General features: G+C 60.3%; 19 protein-coding genes and 1 tRNA gene. 11 read left to right on the top strand and 9 right to left on the bottom strand.

Annotation, left to right across the window (positions count from 1 at the left end):
• Window positions 1-241 precede the first annotated feature (241 nt).
• Window positions 242-1,213 (top strand): lysylphosphatidylglycerol synthase transmembrane domain-containing protein, encoded by a 972-nt coding sequence (locus AC4CWF_RS12635; protein ID WP_491282003.1) that lies wholly within the window; start codon window positions 242-244, stop codon window positions 1,211-1,213.
• 26 nt (window positions 1,214-1,239) lie between these two features.
• Here the strand turns inward: AC4CWF_RS12635 and amn are convergent, their stop codons facing one another.
• Both amn and AC4CWF_RS12625 read right to left on the bottom strand, forming a co-directional pair.
• Window positions 1,240-2,739, bottom strand: a complete 1,500-nt coding sequence (gene amn / locus AC4CWF_RS12630; protein ID WP_491282002.1) for an AMP nucleosidase — start codon at window positions 2,737-2,739, stop codon at window positions 1,240-1,242.
• Window positions 2,740-2,906: 167 nt separating this feature from the next.
• Window positions 2,907-3,248, bottom strand: coding sequence for a DUF2147 domain-containing protein (locus AC4CWF_RS12625; RefSeq protein WP_491282001.1), 342 nt, complete (start codon window positions 3,246-3,248; stop codon window positions 2,907-2,909).
• A gap of 517 nt (window positions 3,249-3,765) precedes the next feature.
• Here AC4CWF_RS12625 and AC4CWF_RS12620 point away from each other — a divergent pair.
• Window positions 3,766-4,032 (top strand): sel1 repeat family protein, encoded by a 267-nt coding sequence (locus AC4CWF_RS12620; RefSeq protein ID WP_491282000.1) that lies wholly within the window; start codon window positions 3,766-3,768, stop codon window positions 4,030-4,032.
• A gap of 82 nt (window positions 4,033-4,114) precedes the next feature.
• Here AC4CWF_RS12620 and AC4CWF_RS12615 read toward each other — a convergent pair whose 3' ends face one another.
• Both AC4CWF_RS12615 and AC4CWF_RS12610 read right to left on the bottom strand, forming a co-directional pair.
• Window positions 4,115-5,227 carry a pyridoxal phosphate-dependent aminotransferase gene (locus tag AC4CWF_RS12615; RefSeq protein WP_491281999.1) on the bottom strand — a complete coding sequence of 371 codons (1,113 nt, stop codon included), beginning with the start codon at window positions 5,225-5,227 and terminating at the stop codon, window positions 4,115-4,117.
• 123 nt (window positions 5,228-5,350) lie between these two features.
• Window positions 5,351-5,704, bottom strand: a complete 354-nt coding sequence (locus AC4CWF_RS12610) for a hypothetical protein (protein ID WP_491281998.1) — start codon at window positions 5,702-5,704, stop codon at window positions 5,351-5,353.
• A gap of 223 nt (window positions 5,705-5,927) precedes the next feature.
• On the opposite strand from AC4CWF_RS12610, the gene AC4CWF_RS12605 reads away from it, so the two are divergent.
• The 4 genes from AC4CWF_RS12605 (at window position 5,928) to AC4CWF_RS12590 (ending at window position 10,905) form a co-directional block, all read left to right on the top strand.
• Entirely contained in the window at window positions 5,928-7,145 is a 1,218-nt protein-coding gene (locus tag AC4CWF_RS12605; RefSeq protein ID WP_491281997.1) for an NAD(P)/FAD-dependent oxidoreductase, read from the top strand.
• Between the two features lie 117 nt (window positions 7,146-7,262).
• A tRNA-Ser gene (locus AC4CWF_RS12600) sits at window positions 7,263-7,352 on the top strand.
• 395 nt (window positions 7,353-7,747) lie between these two features.
• Window positions 7,748-8,764, top strand: a complete 1,017-nt coding sequence (locus AC4CWF_RS12595; RefSeq protein ID WP_491281996.1) for a porin — start codon at window positions 7,748-7,750, stop codon at window positions 8,762-8,764.
• Window positions 8,765-9,831: 1,067 nt separating this feature from the next.
• Complete coding sequence (locus AC4CWF_RS12590) at window positions 9,832-10,905, top strand: porin (protein ID WP_491281995.1); 1,074 nt, start codon at window positions 9,832-9,834, stop codon at window positions 10,903-10,905.
• A 121-nt stretch (window positions 10,906-11,026) separates the two neighbouring features.
• Here AC4CWF_RS12590 and AC4CWF_RS12585 read toward each other — a convergent pair whose 3' ends face one another.
• Window positions 11,027-11,899, bottom strand: a complete 873-nt coding sequence (locus AC4CWF_RS12585) for an alpha/beta fold hydrolase (protein WP_491281994.1) — start codon at window positions 11,897-11,899, stop codon at window positions 11,027-11,029.
• A gap of 93 nt (window positions 11,900-11,992) precedes the next feature.
• On the bottom strand, window positions 11,993-14,062 hold the full coding sequence (locus tag AC4CWF_RS12580) for a lytic transglycosylase domain-containing protein (protein WP_491281993.1): 2,070 nt from the start codon (window positions 14,060-14,062) through the stop codon (window positions 11,993-11,995).
• Window positions 14,063-14,279: 217 nt separating this feature from the next.
• On the opposite strand from AC4CWF_RS12580, the gene dapA reads away from it, so the two are divergent.
• The gene (gene dapA / locus AC4CWF_RS12575) at window positions 14,280-15,164 is read left to right on the top strand and encodes a 4-hydroxy-tetrahydrodipicolinate synthase (protein WP_491281992.1); all 885 of its coding nucleotides are present in this window, start codon (window positions 14,280-14,282) and stop codon (window positions 15,162-15,164) included.
• 139 nt (window positions 15,165-15,303) lie between these two features.
• Window positions 15,304-15,780, top strand: coding sequence for an SsrA-binding protein SmpB (gene smpB, locus AC4CWF_RS12570; RefSeq protein WP_491281991.1), 477 nt, complete (start codon window positions 15,304-15,306; stop codon window positions 15,778-15,780).
• Window positions 15,781-15,867: 87 nt separating this feature from the next.
• Here smpB and AC4CWF_RS12565 read toward each other — a convergent pair whose 3' ends face one another.
• A complete protein-coding gene (locus tag AC4CWF_RS12565) occupies window positions 15,868-16,155 on the bottom strand; it encodes a hypothetical protein (protein WP_491281990.1) in 288 nt (95 codons plus the stop codon).
• A gap of 434 nt (window positions 16,156-16,589) precedes the next feature.
• On the opposite strand from AC4CWF_RS12565, the gene AC4CWF_RS12560 reads away from it, so the two are divergent.
• Window positions 16,590-17,561 (top strand): flagellin N-terminal helical domain-containing protein, encoded by a 972-nt coding sequence (locus AC4CWF_RS12560; RefSeq protein ID WP_491281989.1) that lies wholly within the window; start codon window positions 16,590-16,592, stop codon window positions 17,559-17,561.
• 113 nt (window positions 17,562-17,674) lie between these two features.
• Window positions 17,675-18,895: an MFS transporter gene (locus AC4CWF_RS12555; RefSeq protein ID WP_491281988.1), complete on the top strand. Its 1,221-nt coding sequence runs from the start codon at window positions 17,675-17,677 to the stop codon at window positions 18,893-18,895.
• Window positions 18,896-18,898: 3 nt separating this feature from the next.
• Here the strand turns inward: AC4CWF_RS12555 and recO are convergent, their stop codons facing one another.
• Window positions 18,899-19,651, bottom strand: coding sequence for a DNA repair protein RecO (gene recO / locus AC4CWF_RS12550; RefSeq protein WP_491281987.1), 753 nt, complete (start codon window positions 19,649-19,651; stop codon window positions 18,899-18,901).
• 144 nt (window positions 19,652-19,795) lie between these two features.
• Here recO and AC4CWF_RS12545 point away from each other — a divergent pair, with 144 nt between their 5' ends.
• The gene (locus tag AC4CWF_RS12545; RefSeq protein WP_491281986.1) at window positions 19,796-20,185 is read left to right on the top strand and encodes a hypothetical protein; all 390 of its coding nucleotides are present in this window, start codon (window positions 19,796-19,798) and stop codon (window positions 20,183-20,185) included.
• Between the two features lie 87 nt (window positions 20,186-20,272).
• Here AC4CWF_RS12545 and era read toward each other — a convergent pair whose 3' ends face one another.
• The gene (gene era / locus AC4CWF_RS12540) at window positions 20,273-21,235 is read right to left on the bottom strand and encodes a GTPase Era (protein WP_491281985.1); all 963 of its coding nucleotides are present in this window, start codon (window positions 21,233-21,235) and stop codon (window positions 20,273-20,275) included.
• Between the last annotated feature and the right edge of the window lie 3 nt (window positions 21,236-21,238).

Here is a 21,238-nt window from a genome sequence, read left to right as displayed (position 1 = left end):
AGGGTTCTTCTGATTGGTGAAAAAGCGGCGGCCCAGTGTTCGAACGGCCCGCAACCTTGCAAAGCGGCGGTGGCAAAGCGTTGGTTGGAAAGCGAAAGGTCAGGGGCATCTTCACGCAGCCCGTTCACAACGGCAGTTGTCGATGCCTGTTCTTTCTCCTAAACGTCGCTGATAGACGACAGGCCATGGCGTTCTAGCCCGCGACCTGTCTATCACGATCCACCGTTTGGACGGTTTTTATATGAACAGCGACGGGCTTGCCAGCCAAAAGCCATGGATGATCCGCCACGCGATGACACTGGTCACCGCACTGGCGATCCTTGCCTATATCGCCTTCATCGAATGGTTCTGGGGCTGGGAGCAGATTTTTAAGCTCTGGCAGGACACCGGATGGCTGACGCCGCTTGCGGCAATGGTGCTGCTGATCTTCACCTATGTGCTGCGCACCTGGCGTATCCACGACTATTTCCCGCGCGAGACGGCCGGGCAGTTTCCGCTGCTGTTGCGCCTGGTGCAGGTGCATAACCTCTTGAACATCATGCTGCCGTTTCGAAGCGGCGAGATGAGCTTTCCGCTGCTGATGAAACGCGAATTCGGCCTTTCCATCACGCGCGCCACGTCTGCGCTGCTGGTCATGCGGCTGCTCGACCTGCACGCGCTCATGGCAGCGGCGGGTGTCGGGCTGGCGCTTGAGGCTGCACATGCCTGGGCCTGGCTTGCCTGGTGCCTGTTTGCGCTTTTGCCGGCTGCCGGTTTTGCGGCGCGCAAGCCGCTGTTTCGCCTGCTGCATGGCAGCCTGCCGGCACGGCTGGAAACTCTGCTTGGCGAAATCGAGTCAGGCCTGCCGTTCAGTGCGGGAGCCTTCGTGCGCGCCTGGGCCGCAACGCTGATCAACTGGTTCGTCAAGATCGCGGTTCTCGCCTGGGTGCTGGTGCTGATCGGCGGACTGGATGTAACGGCAGGGTTCGGCGGTGCGCTGGGTGGCGAACTTTCCTCCGTCCTGCCCCTGCATGCGCCGGGGGGCGTTGGAACCTATCCGGCCGGCATCACCGCCGGTGCGCTGGCCTTTGGTGGCGGACGCGACGCAGGTGCCGTGGCAGCGCTTGGCAAGGCTGCCGTCAACACGCATCTCCTCGTCATCGTCACCTCCGTTGCCGGCACGTTGCTGTCGATGATCGTTGCCGGGCGACGGCGGCCCGGTCGCGCCGTCTGACGCAAGCCGGGTTGGCGTTATCGAGCCTACTGGAACGCCGTCTCGTAAAAGCTGCGCAGTTTTCGCGAGTGCAGCGTCTCCGTCGGCATGGCCGCCAGTTTCTGCACGGCGCGAATGCCGATCTTCAGGTGCTGGCGCACTTGGGTGCGGTAAAACTCCGTCGCCATGCCCGGCAGTTTCAATTCGCCATGCAGCGGCTTGTCGGACACGCAGAGCAGGGTTCCATAGGGCACGCGGAAGCGGAAACCGTTGGCGGCAATGGTGGCTGATTCCATGTCGAGTGCGATGGCGCGCGCCTGAGACAGGCGTTTGACCGGTCCGCGCTGGTCGCGCAGTTCCCAGTTGCGGTTGTCGATGGTGGCAACAGTGCCGGTGCGCATGATCCGCTTCAGCTCAAAACCTTCGAGCCCGGTGATTTCCTCCACCGCATCTTCCAGCGCCTTCTGCACTTCGGCCAGTGCCGGGATCGGCACCCAGACGGGCAGGTCGTCATCCAGCACGTGGTCTTCGCGCATATAGGCATGCGCCAGAACATAATCGCCAAGGCGCTGGCTGTTGCGAAGCCCCGCGCAGTGGCCAACCATCAGCCAGGCATGCGGACGAAGCACGGCAATATGGTCGGTGATCGTCTTGGCGTTCGAGGGCCCGACGCCGATATTCACCAGCGTGATGCCGGCATGGCCCTTTTTCTTCAGGTGATAGGCCGGCATCTGCGGCAGGCGCGCAATCGGCTCCGGCCCCTTGTCGGCGCCGGGCAGGGTGACGAGATTGCCGGGCTCGACAAAGGCCGTATAACCTTCGCCACCATTTGCCATCAGTTCGCGGGCAAAGGCTGCGAATTCGTCGATGTAGAACTGGTAATTGGTAAACAGCACGAAATTTTGGAAATGCTCGGCGCTTGTTGCCGTGTAATGGCTGAGGCGCGCCAGCGAATAATCGATGCGCTGGGCGGTAAATGGCGCAAGCGGCGCCGGCTCGCCCGCCACCTGGTCATATTCGCCATTGGCAATCAGGTCATCGGTGGTGTTGAGGTCGGGTGTGTCGAACAGGTCGCGCAACGGCATGTCGTTCAGCACCGTCGACGACGAGGCTTCCACATGTGCGCCTTCACCAAAGGCAAAATGCAGCGGGATCGGCGTGGTCGATTCCGAAACCGTCACCGGCACATGATGATTGCGCATCAACAGCCCGAGTTGTTCCTTCAGGTAATGACGGAACAGTTTTGGCCGGGTGATGGTGGTGGTATAGACGCCGGGTGCCGTCACATGTCCATAAGACAGGCGCGAATCGACATGGCCGAAACTCGTCGTTTCGATGCTAACCTGCGGATAACAGGCCCGGTAGCGGCCGCGAACCGGACCACCCTGTGCCAGATCGTCGAAGCCGCTGATGAGGAACGCCGTATTGCGCTCGTAAAGCTCGGCAAGGGCATCGACCGCCTTAACGGGATCGTCAAAGCTCTGCGCCTCGTAAGGCTCCGGGCTGATGCAGTGGGCGGATGCGAAAGGAAGGATTCGTTTGCTCATGATGCATTATAAAGCGCTCTTGCTAACAAGCAAATTACGCTTTTCCGTCAATTGAATGATCTTTTTGGCGAAGCCCTGCGCCGCCGGTGGGCAGCCGGCAGCGATGCGGCATTGCTTCGCCCGCCAGCTTCGTCGTCAGAGGGGGCGAAGCGCGTGCTGCCCTGGCCCTAAAGCCGCGTCCAGGTCTGCGCCTTGCAGAAGACGGCAAGCACGCAACCCTTCATCTTCAGGGAATTGCCGGTCACGGCGCCGGTGCCGGCATAGGTCTTGTCGTTTTCGGGGTCGGTAATCTCGCCCTTGTAGTCATTACCTTGGCCATCCATCCGGCCGATCTGCTTTCCGGCAAACTTGCCGGTCTTCAAGGTTACGCAGAAGGCCTGTCCGCATTTGGCAATCGCTGCGGTCTCGCCGCTTGCGGTTTTCCAGTTGCCTTCGATCGGCTCGGCGGCGACCGCAGCCGATGCCAGCGCCATCATCAGGCCTGCGGCCCAAACTGTTTTCCGAAGCATCCCCATCAACTCCTCCGTTTGATCCTGCCGTATTTGATGCGCCCTATGGCGCGAGCGCAGGCCTTCTGCTCCTCCAGCAGATCGATCGCACCCTCATCAAAATCTAGCTTACGTTCACGTAAAGGTAAACAGGATTTGTCGTCTGAGAACCGGGATCAGGAGATGTCTTTTTGCATCCTTGTTCGATGTCTTGGTCAAACATGGTGAGCAAAGAATGAACGCGTCATGGTGAACGGGAGGTAAAGACGGCGCAAAAGTCCTTAATTTCCAAGGCATGTGATGTTTAACGAAAAGCGAGGTTTACCAAGCGTTTAGATTTTGTTTTCGGCAAATTAAGCATGCATTTTAGACAAATTTTGAAGCCCGTCCGGCATAGTGAAGCCATCAGACGAGCAGGAAAACCTGCCGGCCGGAAGGATCGCAAAGCCGCTTGAAGATGGCAGATCCGGAGGGTGCCCCTCGAGGGCCAGATAAAACAGGGTTCGTAACATTAGGCACTGAAACAGGGATCTTAACGATGGCACGCTTTGACATGCAGACTTCCGAAACAGCCCCCATGGGAGGCGAAGCCCGCGCCGAGACCTTCTGCGACATGGGCCTGAAATATGCGACCGGACGCGGTTGTCCGGTCGATCTGGTGGCCGCGCACAAGTGGCTGAACATTGCTGCCATCAGGGGTTCCGACCGGGCCGCCGAACTGCGGGCGGATCTTTCGCAATCAATGACCAAGATGCAGCTGGCCGAGGCGCTTCGGGCCGCGCGTGACTGGATGACCATGCACTGAGCCGCAGGGCGGTCATCCCCACACTCTATACTATGCTTCAAAAGCCGCGCACCGTCGCGGCTTTTGCCTGTGCAGGCTTTGGTCAGGCAAGCCGTGCCAGAACCTGCGGCAGCGCCTTTGCCAAAAGCGCCATATCCGCCTCCGGCCCGGTGCTGACCCGAATGCAGCGGTTAAGCGGGGCGACGCCGGGCATGCGGATGAAGACGCCGTGTTCCATCAGCCCATCCACGATAGCGCGCGCGTAAGTGCCGTCGCGGCCGCAATCGATCGCGACGAAATTCGTGGCAGACGGCAGCGGCGACAACCCGTTTTCGCGCGCAATCCTGGAAATCTCCTCCCGCGAGGCCTTGATGCGGGCTGTGACGGTCGCGAGGTAATCCTGATCTTCAAGGGCCGCAAGCGCTGCCGCGACGCTGATGCGCGCCATGCCGAAATGGTGGCGGATCTTGTCGAAGGCTTTTGCATTGGCAGGCGTGGTGATGACATAACCGATGCGCGCGCCGGCAAGCCCATAGGCCTTGGAGAAGGTGCGTGTGCGCATGACGTTCGGCTGATCGATGAGAGCCGAGATATCCGGCGTCGTGCCGTCAGGGGCGGTTTCGCAATAGGCTTCGTCGAGAATGAGCAGGCAGTTTTCCGGCAAAGCCTTGGCAAAGGCGGCCACGCTTTCGCCATCCCACCAGCTTCCCATCGGGTTGTCGGGATTGGCGAAATAGACGAGCGGCGCGTTTTCCCGGCGCACGATGTCAAGAAGTCCGGACAAATCTTCCCGGTCATTTACATAAGGTGTCGTTACCAGCCGGCCGCCATAACCGTTCACATGAAAATTGAAGGTGGGATAGGCGCCAAGCGAGGTCACGACAGGCGTTCCCGGCTCAACGATCATCCGGGCGATATGGCCGAGCAGCGAATCGATGCCTTCGCCGATAGCTATATTCTCCGCTCCACAGCCGAGATGCGCCGCCAAAGCCTGTTTCAGGGCAAAGTTTTCGGGATCGGCATATTTCCACGTGTCGGAGGCAGCCTCGGCGATGGCCGTCAGCACGGAAGGCGCGGGGCCGAAACCGCTTTCGTTGGCGCCGATGCGGGCCTTCACCGCCAGACCGCGGTTACGCTCGATGGCTTCCGGGCCAACGAAGGGCACGGTGGCCGGCAATTGGCTGACAAGGGGAGTGAAACGCGAAAACGCCGACATGCTGTACGTCCGATGTGAGGAAAATCATGTCTCAGCATAGGTGCGTTTCATGTCGGCGCAAGGCGGGTCCGGCGCGTTCCGGTTCGGTCACCGGTTGCCTTTCAAGCTTTCAATGCTCCGCCATCAGTGATTGGTGTCGAAGCTCACCCGGATCACGTGATGCAGGAAATCCGCGTCAATCAGCATGTTGAAGCCGACCGTGACCTTTTCCTCGTGACGACGGATCAGCGTGCAGCCGATTTCATCCCGGATGCCGAGGATTTCGAGGAAGAAGTTCTTCGGCACCGGCAGATGCGGGCTGACATCCAGTTCTGCGCCATAAAGCGAGATCTTGCGCACAAGGCAGCGCAACTGGTCCTTGGTGCTGAGGCGATGCCCGACGAAGATGATCTTGCCCGGGCGATCGATATCGAATTTTTCAAACACCTCGTCATGAGGAATGAACGGCTTTGTATCTCTGACGATGTTCAAGGGCATGGAACCCTCCCATGACTGCTACGGTCCGATCTTGACCGCTCAAGTATGATACATCCTGAAAGTGAACGATAAAATACCCGATATCGTGAGATTTTCCTGTTTTTCCGGGCGCTTGAGCCGGAAAAACTGGCACAGTTGACGAAGCCGCGGGCCGGGGTTACCCCATGGCTATCGACGGCTGCCGGAAAGGGCCGCCGCACGCCTCATGGATGGAGTGTATAAGGTGTCGGACAGGGTGGTCATCATCGGCGGCGGGCAGGCGGGATTTTCGCTCGTCGCCAAACTGCGTGCCCTCAAGGACGAGCGCCCGATCATCATGATCAGCGCCGAGGCCGTGCCCCCTTACCAGCGCCCGCCGCTCTCCAAGAAATATCTCATGGGCGAGATGGAGTTTTCGCGTCTGCTGCTGCGCCCGGAAAGCTGGTTTGCCGAGAATAATGTCGAACTGAAGCTTGCGACCTTCGTCGAGGAGATCGACCGGGCCGCCCGCACGGTGCGCCTGCAGGATGGATCGCGTCTTGCGTACGGCACGCTTGTTCTGGCAACCGGTGCCACGCCGCGTATGTTGCCGGCGGCCATCGGCGGCGACCTCGACGGCGTTTACGTGATGCGCGACAAGCGCCACGCCGACCGACTGGCCGGTGAGATGCGCGCCGGGCGACGGGTTCTGGTCATCGGCGGCGGTTACATCGGTCTCGAAGCCGCAGCCGTTGCCCGTGCCAAGGGCCTGGAGGTGACGCTGATCGAAATGGCCGAGCGCATCCTCAACCGCGTCGCCGCCAAGGAAACCGCTGATATCATCCGCGCCATTCACGTCGGTCACGGCGTCCAGATTCGCGAATCGACCGGTCTTCGCCGCCTCATCGGCGCAGACGGCAAAGTCTGCGCAGCCGAACTTTCCGATGGCAGCGTCATCGACGTGGATTTCGTCATCGTCGGCATTGGCGTGACGGCAAACGACATGCTGGCCAAGACCGCCGGCCTTGATGTGGCCAACGGAATCACCGTCGACTCGTCAGCGCGGACCTCTGATCGCCACATCTTTGCCGTCGGCGATTGCGTCAGCCTTCCTTACGAAGGCACGCAGGTTCGTCTCGAATCAGTGCAGAACGCCGTGGACCAGGCCGAATCGGCTGCGGCAATCATTGCCGGGGGAGGGCAGGCCTATCAGCCCAAACCCTGGTTCTGGTCGGATCAGTATGACGTCAAGCTGCAGATCGCCGGCTTCAACCAAGGTTATGACGAAACGCTGGTCCGTCCAGGCGCGCGCGAAGGAGCCGTTTCCGTCTGGTATTTCGCCAAGGGCCGGTTCATCGCGGTAGATGCCATCAACGATGCAAAAGCCTATGTGACCGGCAAAAAGCTGCTCGACCTCGGTCGCCAGCCCGATAAAGCGATTCTGGCCGATGCGGCGGCAGACCTGAAGCTGCTTCTGGCGTAAAAACATCCCCTGTTGCAGGGCTTTTCCGGCATTTGCAGGGTTTCCCCAAGGGAAATGCGTCAAAACGCGCAAAATGCCTTGCAATCGCCAGCCGTCCGCAATAATCACCTCCCCACCGGAGAGGTGGCCGAGTGGTCGAAGGCGCTCCCCTGCTAAGGGAGTATACCAGAGATGGTATCGTGGGTTCGAATCCCATCCTCTCCGCCACGTTCTGGTTGTAGGGCAAGCCCGGCCAGAACCGCCGATGTTCTTCTTGATCATCGCGCTTATCTAAACTTCAAGCACTGATTGTAGTCAAAGCATAGGCTGACGTGCCGTCTGCGTAAGATCCTGTGGCTTAAGGGCTTTCTTAATCAAAAGTAAATTTGCGTTAGCTCCGCCTCATACTTTTGTGTCCTTTTCGCAACAGGGGTTTCCTAAGCGCCTGTGCCAGATCGAAACCGCTCCAGTTCACGATTGCATGAACGACCCTCTCTTGTATGTTCACAATCAGAAGCGGCGGTGGATCGTTGTCTTCTAAAGAACCGACGGGGATGGGGCAGGGAATGCTGTCCTTCAGCCAAAAAACCCAGACCCTTACGAAACTTTGACTGGAGGTCAATATGAACATCAAGAGCCTTCTTCTCGGCTCCGCTGCAGCTCTCGCTGCAGTATCTGGCGCACAGGCCGCTGACGCAATCGTCGCTGCTGAGCCGGAGCCCATGGAATACGTTCGCGTTTGCGACGCTTTCGGCGCCGGCTTCTTCTACATCCCGGGTTCTGAAACCTGCCTCAAGATCGGTGGTTACGTTCGTTTCCAGACGAACATCGGCAAGGACTCTTCGGGTTCGTCTGACTGGGATTCGTTCACTCGCGCTCAGCTCGAGCTCGATACTCGTTCGGACACGGAATTCGGCGCACTGCGTGGCTTCATCGGTCTGCGTGGCGATGCTGACTCTTCGGCATCCGGCGCTCGTGGCGTCAACGTCGACCAGGCCTTCATCGAAGTTGGTGGCCTGAAGGTCGGTTACTTCTACACCTGGTGGGACGATGGTCTCTCTGGCGAAACCGACGTTCTTGCTACGGATGCAGCGCATCAGAACTCCATTCGTTACACCTACACCGCTGGCGCATTCTACGCTGGTGCAGCTGTTGACGAACTGGAAGGCTTCTCGCGCGGCAACGGCGAAACCGACAACAACGTCGGTATCGAAGCCATCATCGGTGGTGCAGTTGGCCCGGCCAAGCTCGCTCTCCTCGGTGGCTACGACACGGACCAGAGCGAAGGCGCAGTTCGCCTGATCGCGACCGCTGACCTCGGCCCGGGCACGCTCGGTCTTGCTGGCGTATGGGCCAGCGGCGTTAACGCTTACTACGATAACTCCGAGTGGACTGTTGTTGGCGAATACGCTGTCAAGGTTACCGACAAGCTCAAGCTCACCCCGGCGGTTCAGTACTTCGACGGTCTGAAGACCAGCAACACTGCTGGTTTCGGCGATGCAAATGCTTGGAAGGCTGGTCTCACGGTTGACTACCAGCTGGCAACCAACTTCTCGGCAAAGGCTTCGGTTCAGTACTACGATCCGGACAATGCTGACGAGACGTGGTCTGGTTACCTGCGCCTGCAGCGCGCATTCTGATCTGATTTAAATCGGATTGACGGAAAGCCCGGCTCTTAGCCGGGCTTTTTGCGTTTGGTAGTCGCTAAGAGCGGCCGCCGGCAGCGGTATGGCTGGCGGGGATATGTGCGGGGCTCGTGTAAGGCCTTTCATGGCTCCCGATGAATCCCGGCAAAATGCGGCGGTCTGGCGCAGGCCGATGGAACCGGAAGGCGGGATATGGCTTTGTCATGCCGTCGCCTGACACCTTCTTGCCGTGCTGGAGAGGTTACGCCGCACCCGCCACCCCCTTGCGCCTTTTTGGCCATTGAGCGGAATACCCGAAGATTGTCCGGGATGTGCCGAGTCGGATGCCAATCAAGGTCCACAGAAATGCAGGTGCTGCAGCGAATCGATCCTCGGAACGCTGGACGCTGGAACGACCGCTCCGGAGAGCATTTCTCCACGCTTGCTTGCTTTGACGATTGGCCAGAAGATTTGGCTAATTGTTACCGGAGTGCACGGATTTCACAGAGTGCGGAAGACTCGGGCGATCACATCGTCGGTGGCGTGCGGACACGCCCCCGCATCGAGCCGGTCTGTTTAACGGCATTGATGATGGCATCCCCGACCGCTGCCGCGGTCGATCGGCTGACGTCCCCAAATTTGCTCGGCTGTCCAAAAAATACGGCGGGCTTGGTCTGCGACTCGAAACGCAATGCTCTCTGTCCGAGAATCATAACCAACATTGTCCGGCAGTCTGAGTCGGGTTCCCCGGAATTCCTGACAAAAATGACAAAATGCGTCCGGTATTGATGAACGGCTGATCCGCACAGTCGCCGAAAGGTGAACAATATATTGATAAATTTTAACGGGTTAGGCGGGATTGTGTCCCGTTTCTGCGCGGCAATGGGTCGTTCTGCCTAAAAAAGGAGCGGCAAGACCTTGGCCTGTCACGAATGCGCAACACATGCGATCCAGCGACCACGCCGCTGCCCTTTTCGTGACATTTTTAATTTTCCCCGTCCGGCGATCGGTGGTTAGATAACAGCAATTCAGGCGACGGTTCGTTACCTGATGTCTTCTAAACAACGTCCCGAGGAAAAATCATGAACTTTAGAGCTGTCGTCCTGAGCTCGGTTGCCGCACTGTCTTTCGGCTCCGCCTCCTACGCCGCTGATGCCATCGTGGCTGCTGAACCTGAGCCCATGGAATATGTCCGTGTCTGCGACGCTTTCGGCGCCGGCTTCTTCTACATCCCGGGCTCGGAAACCTGCCTCAAGATCGGCGGCTACGTTCGTTTCCAGACCGATTTCGGTCGTGCGCAGTCCGGTTCGTCTGACTGGGATTCGTTCACCCGCGCCCAGCTTGAGCTGGACACGCGTTCGGACACTGAATTCGGCGCTCTGCGCGGCTTCATCGGTCTGCGTGGCAATGCTGATCAGTCTTCGAGCCGCGGCGTCAACGTCGACCAGGCCTTCATCGAAGTTGCTGGCCTCAAGGTCGGTTACTTCTACAGCTGGTGGGATGACGATCTCTCGGGCGAAACCGACATCCTGTCTTCGAACACGACGCAGTATAACGCTGTTCGTTACACCTACACAGCTGGTGCCTTCTACGCAGGTATCGCTGCTGAAGAACTCGAAGGTCGCCTTGCTGGCGACGTATCGTCAAGCTTCAACAACCTTCCCGTTTCCAGCGCATATGTTGCTGATCCGGACAACAACGTCGGCGTAAGCGGCACCATCGGCTTCGCCATGGGCCCGGTTACGGCAAACGTTATCGGCTCCTACGACACCGACGCTGAAAACGGCGCTGTGCGCGGTATCGCTTCGGCCAAGATCGGCCCCGGCACGGCAAGCATCGCCGGCGTATGGGCCAGCGGCGCAAACGCTTATTACGAAGAATCCGAGTGGACGGTTGCTGCTGAATACGCTCTTGCCGTAAACGACAAGCTCAGCATCACCCCCGGCTTCCAGTATTTCGGCACGGTTGACGTCAACTCCTCGGGCGACTTCACCGGCAGCCGTGATGCATGGCGCGCTGGCGTGACCCTGGACTACAAGCTGGCTGAAAACCTCACCACCAAGATCGCTGCAAACTATCAGGACATCGATGGTTCGTCGGCTAACGGCGGTGGCGACACCTGGACCGGCTTCTTCCGTCTGCAGCGCGGTTTCTGAGGTTGACCTCAGGAAGGCTTGATGCCTTCAGTGTCTGAAAATTTGAACCCGCCCCACAAGGGCGGGTTTTTCTATATGGAACGGGTTATTTTGACTGTGCTTGGACATCGCTTGGAATGGATCAGTCGGCGTCGCGGAGAAAGTCGAGGATCTGCCGGGGCAATCCACCCAGGTGCAACAGCGGTGCATGTCCCTGACCCTTGGCGGTCACGCACAAGAGTGCCGGGCGCTTTTCCCGCATGCGCGCCACCGTCTCCGGTGTCAGGAGCTTTGAGTATTCTCCCCGGATAACCATCATCGGCCCCTGCGGGAACTGATCGAACTGTGTCCAGAGCGACGGCAGGGGTTGGGACAGATCCAGTGCGGCAAAGGCTTGTCCGATGGCGGGATCGCAATCGGCAGCCAGCCGCCCGTCGCTTTCCCGGTAGATCGCCCGTGCAAAAGCCGCCCAGTCGTCGTCCGAGAGAAGCGGGAAGGCGGGGCCATGCACCTGTTTCAGCGTCGCCACTGCCTGCGGCCACGTGGCTGGCATATCCGGCGCGCGCAGATAATCCTGGATCTGCCGCAGGCCTTCGATGGCAAGGTCCGGCCCGATATCGTTGAAGATGACGGCGGACATTTTTTGCGGGGCGAGACCCGCCAGCACATGCAGGATGAGCCCGCCCCGAGACGTGCCGATAAAGGCGGCCCGGTCGATACCGCAGGCATCCAGCACCGTCAGCAGGTCCAGCGCCTCCTGACCAGCCGTATAGCTCGCCTTGTCGTCTGCCCGCTCTGACGTGCCGCGCCCGCGATAATCAATCGCGATGACCCGCCGGGGTTTTGCGGCGTCCTGGGCGATCAGTCCGGCCATCTCATGAAAATCCCGCGCATTCCGGGTGAGGCCCGGCAGGCACACGACGGGATGCGCTGTCGATGGACCGGCGGGATCATAGATCCGGTAGCCGAGCCTGATGCCGTCGCCAGCCGTTGCAAATTGCTGAAGCCATTCCATGATGCGCTGCCCTCCGGTTGCCTCGACACGCTAGCCGATCATCGCGGGGAAGGGCAGGCTGAAATGCGCAAGCGTCGTTCTGAACCCAGCCTGTCAGCGCCTGCCGAAACGCAGGTCGTCCTCGATATCGGCGCTCTGGCCAAGGCGCGTCTTGTACACCTGATAGTTTTCCATCACCCGCTGCACATAGTTGCGGGTTTCCGGAAAGGGGATGCGCTCGATCCAGTCGACCACGTCGTCCAGCGATTTGCCGCGCGGGTCGCCGTAACGCTCGATCCATTCCGGCACGCGGCGCGGGCCTGCATTATAGGCAATGAAGGTAAGGATATAGGAACCGCCAAAGCTGTCGATCTGCTCGCCGAGATAGTGCGCGCCAAGGGTGGCGTTGTAGCCGGGGTCGGAAGTGAGCCGTGCCGGCGTAAATGTCATGCCGTGACGGGTTGCAACACCCTTTGCCGTGCCCGGCAGGATCTGCAGCAGGCCGCGCGCATCGGCAGACGAAATGGCTGCCGGGTTAAAGGCGCTCTCCTGCCGCGCGATCGCATAGGCAAGCGCCTTGCCGGACCCCTCGATATGGGCGCTGGCGGGAATGACGCCGACCGGAAAGGCCAGCGCTGCGACATCGATCCCGCGGTTGAAAGCCGATTTGCCGATCTGCAGCGATAGCGCATGGTTGAGGTTGCGCTCGGCGCGGGCGGCCAGGATTGCCAGTTCGCCCGGGCTCGTCAGCTGGTCTGCAAGCGCCCGGTAGAGGGCGTCTGCGCGCTCGTTGTGGCCGGCCGCATCCAGCCGGTCAATGGCGCGCACGGCCTCGCGCGCATCAAAGGTCCGCCGGTCGCTCGGTGTCGGGGCGGGATAGGACACATTGATTGTCTTGGTCTTCAGCCGTGCGGCGGCCAGCTGGCCATAGAAGGTTGCCGGATAACCGGCAGCCTTTGCGTAAAACTCCGCCGCTTGGCCCGGCCCCCCCTGATCTGCGGCGCGACCAAGCCAGTAGAGCGCGCGCGAGGCTGAAAGTGGCCGCGAGGAAGCGGCCAGGATCCGCTCGAAATGTTTTGCAGCCGTTGCCGGATCGTTGAGCCCCCGCAGGGCATACCATCCTGCATGAAATTCCGCGTCGACGATATCGACCGTGCTCTTGGCGTCATGGCTGGCCGTGATGCGATAGGCTTCGCGAAAATCACCTTTGTCGGCAAGGCCTCGCGCAATGATGCGCCGTTCATTCCACCATTCGGTGGCATTTACCTGTTGCGACCGGTCGCGCGGCGCCCGCTCCATCAGGGCTGCCGCCTCGGGATAACGATCCTGCTGGCGCAGATATTCGACGCGGACAAACAGATAGGCCGGGTCTCTTGCAAAGGCAGAGCCTGCCGCATCGAGAAGGGCGCCGGCATTTCTGGCCTTGGCTGAAACGGCACTCCAGGCCGCATGGAGCGGCTGCGCATGGCCAAGCTCGGCGAATCGCTTCGCCTGCGCGGTGCGGCCGCGATACATCAGATATTCCATCCGCGCCCGGTGATCGGATGCGGTAAGGAGCCCGCCGAATTCCTGCAGGAGGCGGTCCTCCAGATCCTTGTCGAGCGCAGTGCCGATCCAGAACGGCCGCAGAACGGCGCCCGCCTGTGGTGTCCTTCCGGTGGAAACCAGCGCACGGGCAAGAATGATTGCGCCCTGCGGCGTTTCCGGTGCGCTGCGACCAAAGGCTTCCAGCACCTCTGATGGCGCCGGATTTTCCCGGAAAAGGGCCCGTTCGAAATTGCCGCGCAACCGGCCAAGGCCCGGCCAGCCCTGCAGCTCGCTACCGGCCAAGGCAATTTCGTGCGAGGGCACGTCGCGCAGGCCGGAGGTGACGATGGCCCAGGTTAAGAGGTGGCGGTCGAGCGACCCTTGCGCAAGCTGGTCGCGCACGGCCAGTGCATCGGTCGCGTCGTTGCTCGACAGGAAATCCAGCCCCGCCTTCAGCTGTGTGGTCGGCAGTGTCGGTTCTGCGGGGGAGGTGGGGCGAGGCGGAATGGAGCCGGTATATTCCGGCACGGAAACGCGTTCCAGCGGTGCCGGGCGCGTCAGCGGCAGCGGCACGGGGCCGTCCGGCACGGGGGCTGCCCACAGGCTTCCCGCGCAAAACGAAAGCCCCAGGCCGCTTAACAGAACCGACTTTCTCATCCCTCAACCTGCGGCACGAACTCTTCTATCCTATTAGTTGACGTGATGATTAACAGAGGCTTACCGAACGGCGGTCGCGACCGGATTTCTTGATCACGATCCGGTGCGAAACCGAAAAGACCCTGCTTGTTTCAACCTATTGGCCGCACTATGGTGCCCGCCACATTATCAGACAATACGGCCGAAGCATGAAGATCGGCCGTTCGGGAGTTATTGCATGTTCAAGGGGTCCATGCCCGCGCTTGTCACGCCTTTCACCGATTCGGGGGCGGTGGACGAGGATGCTTTTGCCGCTCACGTCGAGTGGCAGATAACCGAAGGCAGCACCGGTCTGGTGCCGGTCGGCACAACAGGCGAATCGCCAACCTTGTCCCATGACGAGCACAAGCGGGTCATCGAGCTGTGCATCGAGGTTACGGCAAAGCGCGTGCCGGTCGTTGCCGGCGCCGGCTCCAACAACACGCGTGAGGCCATCGAGCTTGCCCAGCACGCCGAACAGGCCGGCGCCGATGGCCTGCTGGTCGTCACCCCCTATTACAACAAGCCGACGCAGAAGGGGCTGATCGCGCATTATTCGGCGATCGCCGAGGCTGTGTCGCTGCCGATCATCATCTACAATATTCCGGGCCGTTCGGTCATCGACATGACGCCGGAGACGATGGGTGCTCTGGTCAAGGCCTATCCGAACATCGTCGGTGTCAAGGATGCGACCGGCAGGATCGAGCGCGTTTCCGAGCAGCGAATGACCTGCGGACCGTCCTTCGTGCAGCTGTCCGGCGAGGATGCAACGGCGCTCGGCTTCAACGCCCATGGTGGTGTCGGCTGTATTTCCGTCTCGGCCAATGTCGCGCCGCGGCTTTGCGCCGAATTCCAGCAGGCAACGCTTGCGGGCGATTACGCCAAAGCGCTCGATTATCAGGATCGTCTGATGCCGCTACACAAGGCAATCTTTATGGAGCCCGGCGTCTGCGGGGCAAAATATGCCCTGTCGCGTATTCGGGGGCTGAACCGCACGGTGCGCTCGCCGCTCATGTCGAGCCTTGAAGCCTCGACGGAAGCGGCCATCGATCAGGCGCTGCGCCATGCCGGCCTGCTGAACTAACAGCCGCCTTAACACGAATACGCCGGCAGTTTTGCGCTGCCGGCTTTCCATCTGGCCAGCGGCACACTACATTGGTGTGACAGCCCGGCCATCGGCCGGCCGAATTTTTTGAGACTTTTGACGGATCGGACCAGCTTCCATGGCACCCAGGGGCAGCCAGCGCGTCGTAAACAAGATCGTTGCGGAAAACCGCAAGGCGCGCTTCAACTACGAGATCATCGATACCTACGAGGCGGGCATCATGCTGACCGGCACGGAGGTGAAGTCGTTGCGCGAAGGCAAGGCGAATATCGCCGAATCCTATGCGTCCGACGAGGGGCAGGAAATCTGGCTGATCAACTCGCATTTGCCGGAATATCTGCAGGCGAACCGCTTCAACCACGAGCCGCGCCGCCGCCGCAAGCTTCTGCTCAACAAGCGCGAGATCAACCGGCTGCGCGTCGGCATCAACCGCGAAGGCATGACGCTGGTCCCGCTCAAGATCTATTTCAACGAAAAGGGCCGCGCCAAGCTCGAACTGGCGCTCGCCAAGGGCAAGAAGCTGCATGACAAGCGCGAGACCGAGAAGGAACGCGACTGGAACCGGCAGAAGAGCCGGCTATTGAAAACCGGCTGAGGATTTTGCCGCGTCACTGCAATCGTTTGAAAGCCGTGGAGCATTTTGGCTCCACGGCTTTTTCATGATGTGCGGCCGGTCGTTCGTTCAGCGGCCGCTAAAGCCCATGGCCATCATTGCGGCTGCCCGATGTGCCTCACGCAGCAGTTCATCCTGCCGGGCGGCGCGGCCTCGTCCGTCATAGGGTTCGTTGTGCCCGCCGATGAGACCGATATCGCGCAACTGGTGATCATCCAGCGCCACGGTGGAATTGCGGGCGGCGCGACGGCGAACGATCGAGAGGAAGCCGGAAAAGCCGAACAGGCGAAGGATGCGGCTTGCCGGCATCGTTTCGGTATCGGCGGAGATTTCAACGGTCTGGTCGATCGTGCGCATGGCTCACTCCTTGTCGATGAGGCACGAAATAGTGTTCCCGCTCTGCCGGTCGGGCAGCGGGCAACGGTGATGGGTTGGGGGTTTCCAGGGTGTCGCCTCTGCGACAGGCGGCAAACTGTCGCAGACCAAGCCATTCGTCCAGTGAATGTTTTGAATGTCATGCATCACGGCAACTGATCGCCGCGGGTGCCGCGTTCCGCCGTCCGTGGCGCCGAGTTGCGTCGCCGATGGTGCCGCGCGACGCTGCCACGACGCCGCGCACGGTGACTTTGCGTCTCCGTTTGCGCCTGTCATCATAATTATAGCCGCGCCTTAAATGGCCATTAAGGTTAGCAAGGCATAAATTTGGACATCAGGAAGTTACGAAACCGGTAACCATGTTTTCATGCCGGCGCCGCCTGTCCGTTCGCGTTTAGTGTCGAGTAGAGCGTAGTATGACGAGTATTATCACCAACACGGGTGCCATGGCGGCACTTGCCACCCTGCGCGATATCAATCGTGCCCTGGAGACGACCCAGGGGCGTATGGCGAGCGGCGTACGCATCGGCCAGTCCTCGGAAAATGCCGCTTACTGGTCTATTGCCGCCACGATGAAATCCGACGACAAGGCGCTGGCCGCTGTCCAGGATGCGATGAACCTTGGCGCTGCCACCGCAGACACCGCCTATGCGGGCTTGAGTGCTTCCATCGATGTGGTGGATGAAATCAAGTCCAAGCTGATTGCCGCGCGCGAACCCGGTGTCGACAAGGAGAAGGTCGACAAGGAAATCGACCAGTTGAAACAGCAACTTGTCTCCATCACCGATGCGGCAAGCTTCAACGGCGTCAACTGGCTGAAGCTCAATGACGGGTCTGACACCACGGCCAAGGTGGCTGCCTCGTTTTACCGCGACCTCGACCGCAGCGTGTTCATGGACATGATCGAGTTCGATCTGGTGGCCAGTGATGGCACCATCACTTCGCTTGTCGACAACCGTTCCACCAGCACCAATGGCGGCGCCGGCATCTTTACCAACACCCAGTTTGCAATCGATTCCGGAGCAAGTGCCAATTATGTGCTGGTCGTCAACCAGAGCAACAGCACATCAGGTGTCGAGATCGCGCTGACCCGGGAGACCACCAGTGATGAACTGGATGACATGATCACCGTGGTCGAGGAGATGTTGCAGATGATGGCGGATGCCGGCGCCAATATCGGCTCGGTTCAATCGCGCGTGGCGCTGCAGCTCGATTATACGTCCAAGCTGCGCGACTGGATGAAGGGTGGCATTGGCACGCTGATCGATGCCGAGATGGATGAGGAAGCCACGCGCCTGAAGGCGCTGACGACACAGCAGCAGCTTGCCATCCAGGCCCTGTCGATTGCCAACACGCAGCCGCAAAACATTCTGTCGCTGTTCAATTAAAGGCAGGCCACTTTTTGGCGCAGCATCAATTTGCCTGATAGGTGTCCTCACCAAAACGCGCTTGGCTTCTCCATTTGCTTCGTTATTGTCAATTTAAATGGGGGAGCACCTTGATGTCCGAGAAAACCGCGCCGGGACTTCCCTGGCTGATCATTGCCAGCGGATCGCTGATCGTGCTGCTCATCTTCGGGCCGCGCTCGGCCATGGGCTTCTTCCAACTGCCGATGCTGGCGGACAAGGGCTGGGATCGATCCACCTTCGGCCTTGCTATGGCCTTCCAGAACCTGTTTTGGGGCCTCAGCCAGCCGTTCTTCGGGGCGATGGCGGATAAATACGGCACCGGCCGTGTTCTGGTTGCCTCCGGCGTGCTTTATGCGCTCGGCCTGCTGGTCATGGCGCATGCGGCAGCACCGCTCTGGCTGCATATTGGTGGTGGCGTGCTGGTCGGCACCGCCATCGGCGCCGGCTCGTTCAGTGTCATCCTGTCGGCCTTTGCCCGCAACGTCACCCCGCAGCAGCGCTCCATGGCTTTTGGCATCGGCACGGCGGCGGGATCTGCCGGCATGTTCCTGTTTGCGCCGATCAGCCAGACGCTGATCAGCACCTACGGCTGGTCGGACAGTCTTGTCATTATGGGTGTGATGATGCTTGCCGTGCCGCTCTTGGCCTTTCCGCTGCGCGGCAATGCCTCATCGGGCACGCAGAGCAAGGCGCAGTTCGAACAGAGCGTGGCGGGGGCGCTGAAGGAAGCGTTTGCCCATCAGAGTTTTCTGTTGCTGGTCAGCGGCTTCTTCGTCTGCGGTTTCCAGGTGGCGTTCATCACTGCGCATTTTCCCGCCTATCTCGGTGATATCGGCATCGATGCCCGTTATGCGGTCATCGCCATGGCCTGTATCGGCTTTTTCAACATCATCGGTTCACTGGCCGCCGGTGTGATCGGCCAGCGTTATTCGAAGCCGTATTTTCTGGCGCTGATCTATATCGGCCGCTCGATTGCCGTCACGGCCTTCCTGCTCCTGCCGCAGTCGCCGCTGTCGGTCATCATCTTTGCCATCGTCATGGGCCTGTTATGGCTTTCCACCGTGCCTCCCACCAATGCGCTGGTCGCCATCATGTTCGGCACACGCCATCTTGGCCTCCTCGGCGGCATGGTGTTCCTTTCGCACCAGATCGGCTCGTTCCTCGGCGTGTGGATGGGCGGTTTTCTCTATGACCGTTTTGGCTCATACGATGCGGTCTGGTGGCTTGGCGTGGTGCTTGGCCTGTTTGCCGCCGTGGTTCACTGGCCGATCCGCGAACGACCTGTGGACCGGCCCCTGGCACCTGCGGTTTAAATTTTAGTCCTGCGGAACAGTCGAAATGCGCGTCAGCGCCTTCAGCGCCGCCTGCACAAAACCGTCGCGGGCGGCGTTTTCGGTGATGCCGCGCGGCTCGTAGACGTGGCGGTTGAGAAAATAACCGCTAAGGCGGAACGCAGCCGCCAGGCTCTGCGGATCGACGCTGCGGTTTGACTGGGGGCCCAGAAACGCCGGCAGAGCCAGAAGCCTATCCGCATACGGCGCGCCGGCCGCACGGCTCACCGCCCGCCCGCTTTTCGGGGATACGTAGACCAGATCCTCCAGCGTCCCCGTCGCCGCACATTCGCCAAGGTCCAGCCCGAAGCCGAGATCGTTCAGCACCGCAAGCTCGAAGCGCACGAACAGTTCGCCGGCGCCTGCCGGATCGTCCATGTGGTCAAGGATGATATCGAGTGCCTCGAACAGATGCGGATGCGGATCGCGCTCCGGCAAAAGCCGCAGTAGCGAGCCCATGGCCTGCACGCCGTAAAGCGCGGTGGCGCTTTCCATCAGCCGGGCGGCACGCAGGTTGACCGGCTCCAGCTTGAAATCGCCGAGATGCTCATCGAGCCGCGCCCGCCACACGGCCTCCACCCGGTTGCCCGGCTGCAGCACCGGCTGCATGCTGCGTGAGCGCCCGCCGCGCACCAGCCCCATATGCCGGCCGCGGGCGCGCGTCATCAGTTCCGCCACCACGCTGGTTTCCCCGTGACGGCGAACGCCGATGATGATGCCTTCGTCCTGCCATTGCATGCTCTGGCCAAATTCCTGTCAGTTTATCCGCATGTTAGCGCATCAAAACGCGCCGATGAACCGATTTATCCGCTTGCTTCTTCGCCAATGGAACAAACTGCCGGGTTTGGGGGTTGCTGGCGCGAAACAAATGAGGGAGTTCCCATGCGCCACGCCGCTGCCGCCATCTTTCTTTTCGCTATCCCGACGATCGTTGTCGCAGCACCCCCGGCGTCCGCCCAATCGCCGGCCCTGGAGCAGGCCTGCGTCAACGTGGCAAAAAACTTCCTTCTTTCGCCGAAGCTGACGACCGGTATCGTGCAGTCCTTCCCGGAGCTTGATCCGCCCGGCGCGCGGCTGACCTATGCGACGCGCGACAATCCGCAGCCGGTCGATTTCACCAATCAGATCGAGTGCGAGTTCAATAAAGCCGAAGCGCCGTTCGGCCTGACGCGCTTCTGCATTTCCAACACCTGTTATTCGGCAACGGAACAGGAACCGGAACAGCGCCGTCGTTATCTCGAGGTCAAGGCGCTGATGGACCGCCAGAAGTAAGAAGGGGCCGCAAGGCCCCTTCAAGGATCGGATGACGCGAAGGTCGCCTGACCGCCGAAGCCAGATCGGCACGGCAAGGTCGGGTGATCAGCCTTTTGGGAACTCCAGTCCCATTTCGCGAAAACGCTCGGGGTCGTCGCCCCAGTTTTCGCGCACCTTCACGAACAGGAAGAGATGGACGGGCTGCTCGAGGATTTCGGAGATTTCCTTGCGGGATGCGGTGGAAATTGCCTTGATCGCGTCGCCGTTCTTGCCGAGCGCAATCTTCTTCTGGCTGTCGCGCTCCACATAGATCACCTGTTCGATGCGCACCGAACCGTCCTTGCGCTCTTCCCACTTTTCGGTTTCGACGTGGGAGGCGTAAGGCAGCTCCTGGTGCAGGCGCAGAAACAGCTTTTCGCGGGTGATTTCAGCGGCGAGCTGGCGCATCGGCAGGTCGGAAATCTGGTCTTCCGGATAATACCACGGTCCTTCCGGCAATTTCCTGGCCAGATAATCCATGAGGTGCGTGCAGCCCGATCCGGTCGTTGCCGAAATCATGAAGGTCTGCTCGAAGGCAACCTTCTCATTGGCAATCTGCGCCAGTTTCAACAGGTCTTCCGGGCGGACCCGGTCGATCTTGTTCAAGACGAGGATCTTTGGCTGATAAACGTCCTTCAGGCCCTCCAGGATCGTATCCGCATCACCGCGAATGCCGCGCTCGCTGTCGATCAACAGCATGATACGGTCCGCGTCCTTGGCGCCGCCCCAAGCGGTCGTCACCATAGCGCGGTCCAGCCTGCGGCGCGGCTTGAAGATGCCGGGCGTATCCATGAAAACGATCTGCGTGCGGTCATGGATCGCGATGCCGCGCACGATGGCGCGTGTCGTCTGCACCTTGTGGCTGACGATCGATACCTTGGCGCCGACCAGGCGGTTGAGCAGCGTCGACTTGCCGGCATTGGTGGCGCCGATCAGTGCGACGAAACCGGAACGCGTCGGGCGTTCTTCCTCAGGCGTCTCAACTTCGGCCACGGCGTCTTCGGCGGGAATGTTGTCTTCTTCGGTCATAAA

Source organism: Neorhizobium sp. PAMB6630 (genome assembly GCF_058242775.1).
The sequence above is the reverse complement of the archived record's forward strand: the minus strand, read 5'-3'. Positions and strand labels throughout refer to the sequence as shown.

Coding starts and splice junctions, on each gene's coding strand:
- era (WP_491281985.1), bottom strand. CDS start 21,235: ATGACCGAAGAAGACAACATTCCCGCCGAAGACGCCGTGGCCGAAGTT.
- recO (WP_491281987.1), bottom strand. CDS start 19,651: ATGCAATGGCAGGACGAAGGCATCATCATCGGCGTTCGCCGTCACGGG.
- AC4CWF_RS12585 (WP_491281994.1), bottom strand. CDS start 11,899: ATGGAATGGCTTCAGCAATTTGCAACGGCTGGCGACGGCATCAGGCTC.
- amn (WP_491282002.1), bottom strand. CDS start 2,739: ATGAGCAAACGAATCCTTCCTTTCGCATCCGCCCACTGCATCAGCCCG.
- AC4CWF_RS12580 (WP_491281993.1), bottom strand. CDS start 14,062: ATGAGAAAGTCGGTTCTGTTAAGCGGCCTGGGGCTTTCGTTTTGCGCG.
- AC4CWF_RS12590 (WP_491281995.1), top strand. CDS start 9,832: ATGAACTTTAGAGCTGTCGTCCTGAGCTCGGTTGCCGCACTGTCTTTC.
- AC4CWF_RS12635 (WP_491282003.1), top strand. CDS start 242: ATGAACAGCGACGGGCTTGCCAGCCAAAAGCCATGGATGATCCGCCAC.
- smpB (WP_491281991.1), top strand. CDS start 15,304: ATGGCACCCAGGGGCAGCCAGCGCGTCGTAAACAAGATCGTTGCGGAA.
- AC4CWF_RS12595 (WP_491281996.1), top strand. CDS start 7,748: ATGAACATCAAGAGCCTTCTTCTCGGCTCCGCTGCAGCTCTCGCTGCA.
- AC4CWF_RS12560 (WP_491281989.1), top strand. CDS start 16,590: ATGACGAGTATTATCACCAACACGGGTGCCATGGCGGCACTTGCCACC.
- AC4CWF_RS12620 (WP_491282000.1), top strand. CDS start 3,766: ATGGCACGCTTTGACATGCAGACTTCCGAAACAGCCCCCATGGGAGGC.
- dapA (WP_491281992.1), top strand. CDS start 14,280: ATGTTCAAGGGGTCCATGCCCGCGCTTGTCACGCCTTTCACCGATTCG.
- AC4CWF_RS12615 (WP_491281999.1), bottom strand. CDS start 5,227: ATGTCGGCGTTTTCGCGTTTCACTCCCCTTGTCAGCCAATTGCCGGCC.
- AC4CWF_RS12565 (WP_491281990.1), bottom strand. CDS start 16,155: ATGCGCACGATCGACCAGACCGTTGAAATCTCCGCCGATACCGAAACG.
- AC4CWF_RS12545 (WP_491281986.1), top strand. CDS start 19,796: ATGCGCCACGCCGCTGCCGCCATCTTTCTTTTCGCTATCCCGACGATC.
- AC4CWF_RS12555 (WP_491281988.1), top strand. CDS start 17,675: ATGTCCGAGAAAACCGCGCCGGGACTTCCCTGGCTGATCATTGCCAGC.
- AC4CWF_RS12610 (WP_491281998.1), bottom strand. CDS start 5,704: ATGCCCTTGAACATCGTCAGAGATACAAAGCCGTTCATTCCTCATGAC.
- AC4CWF_RS12625 (WP_491282001.1), bottom strand. CDS start 3,248: ATGCTTCGGAAAACAGTTTGGGCCGCAGGCCTGATGATGGCGCTGGCA.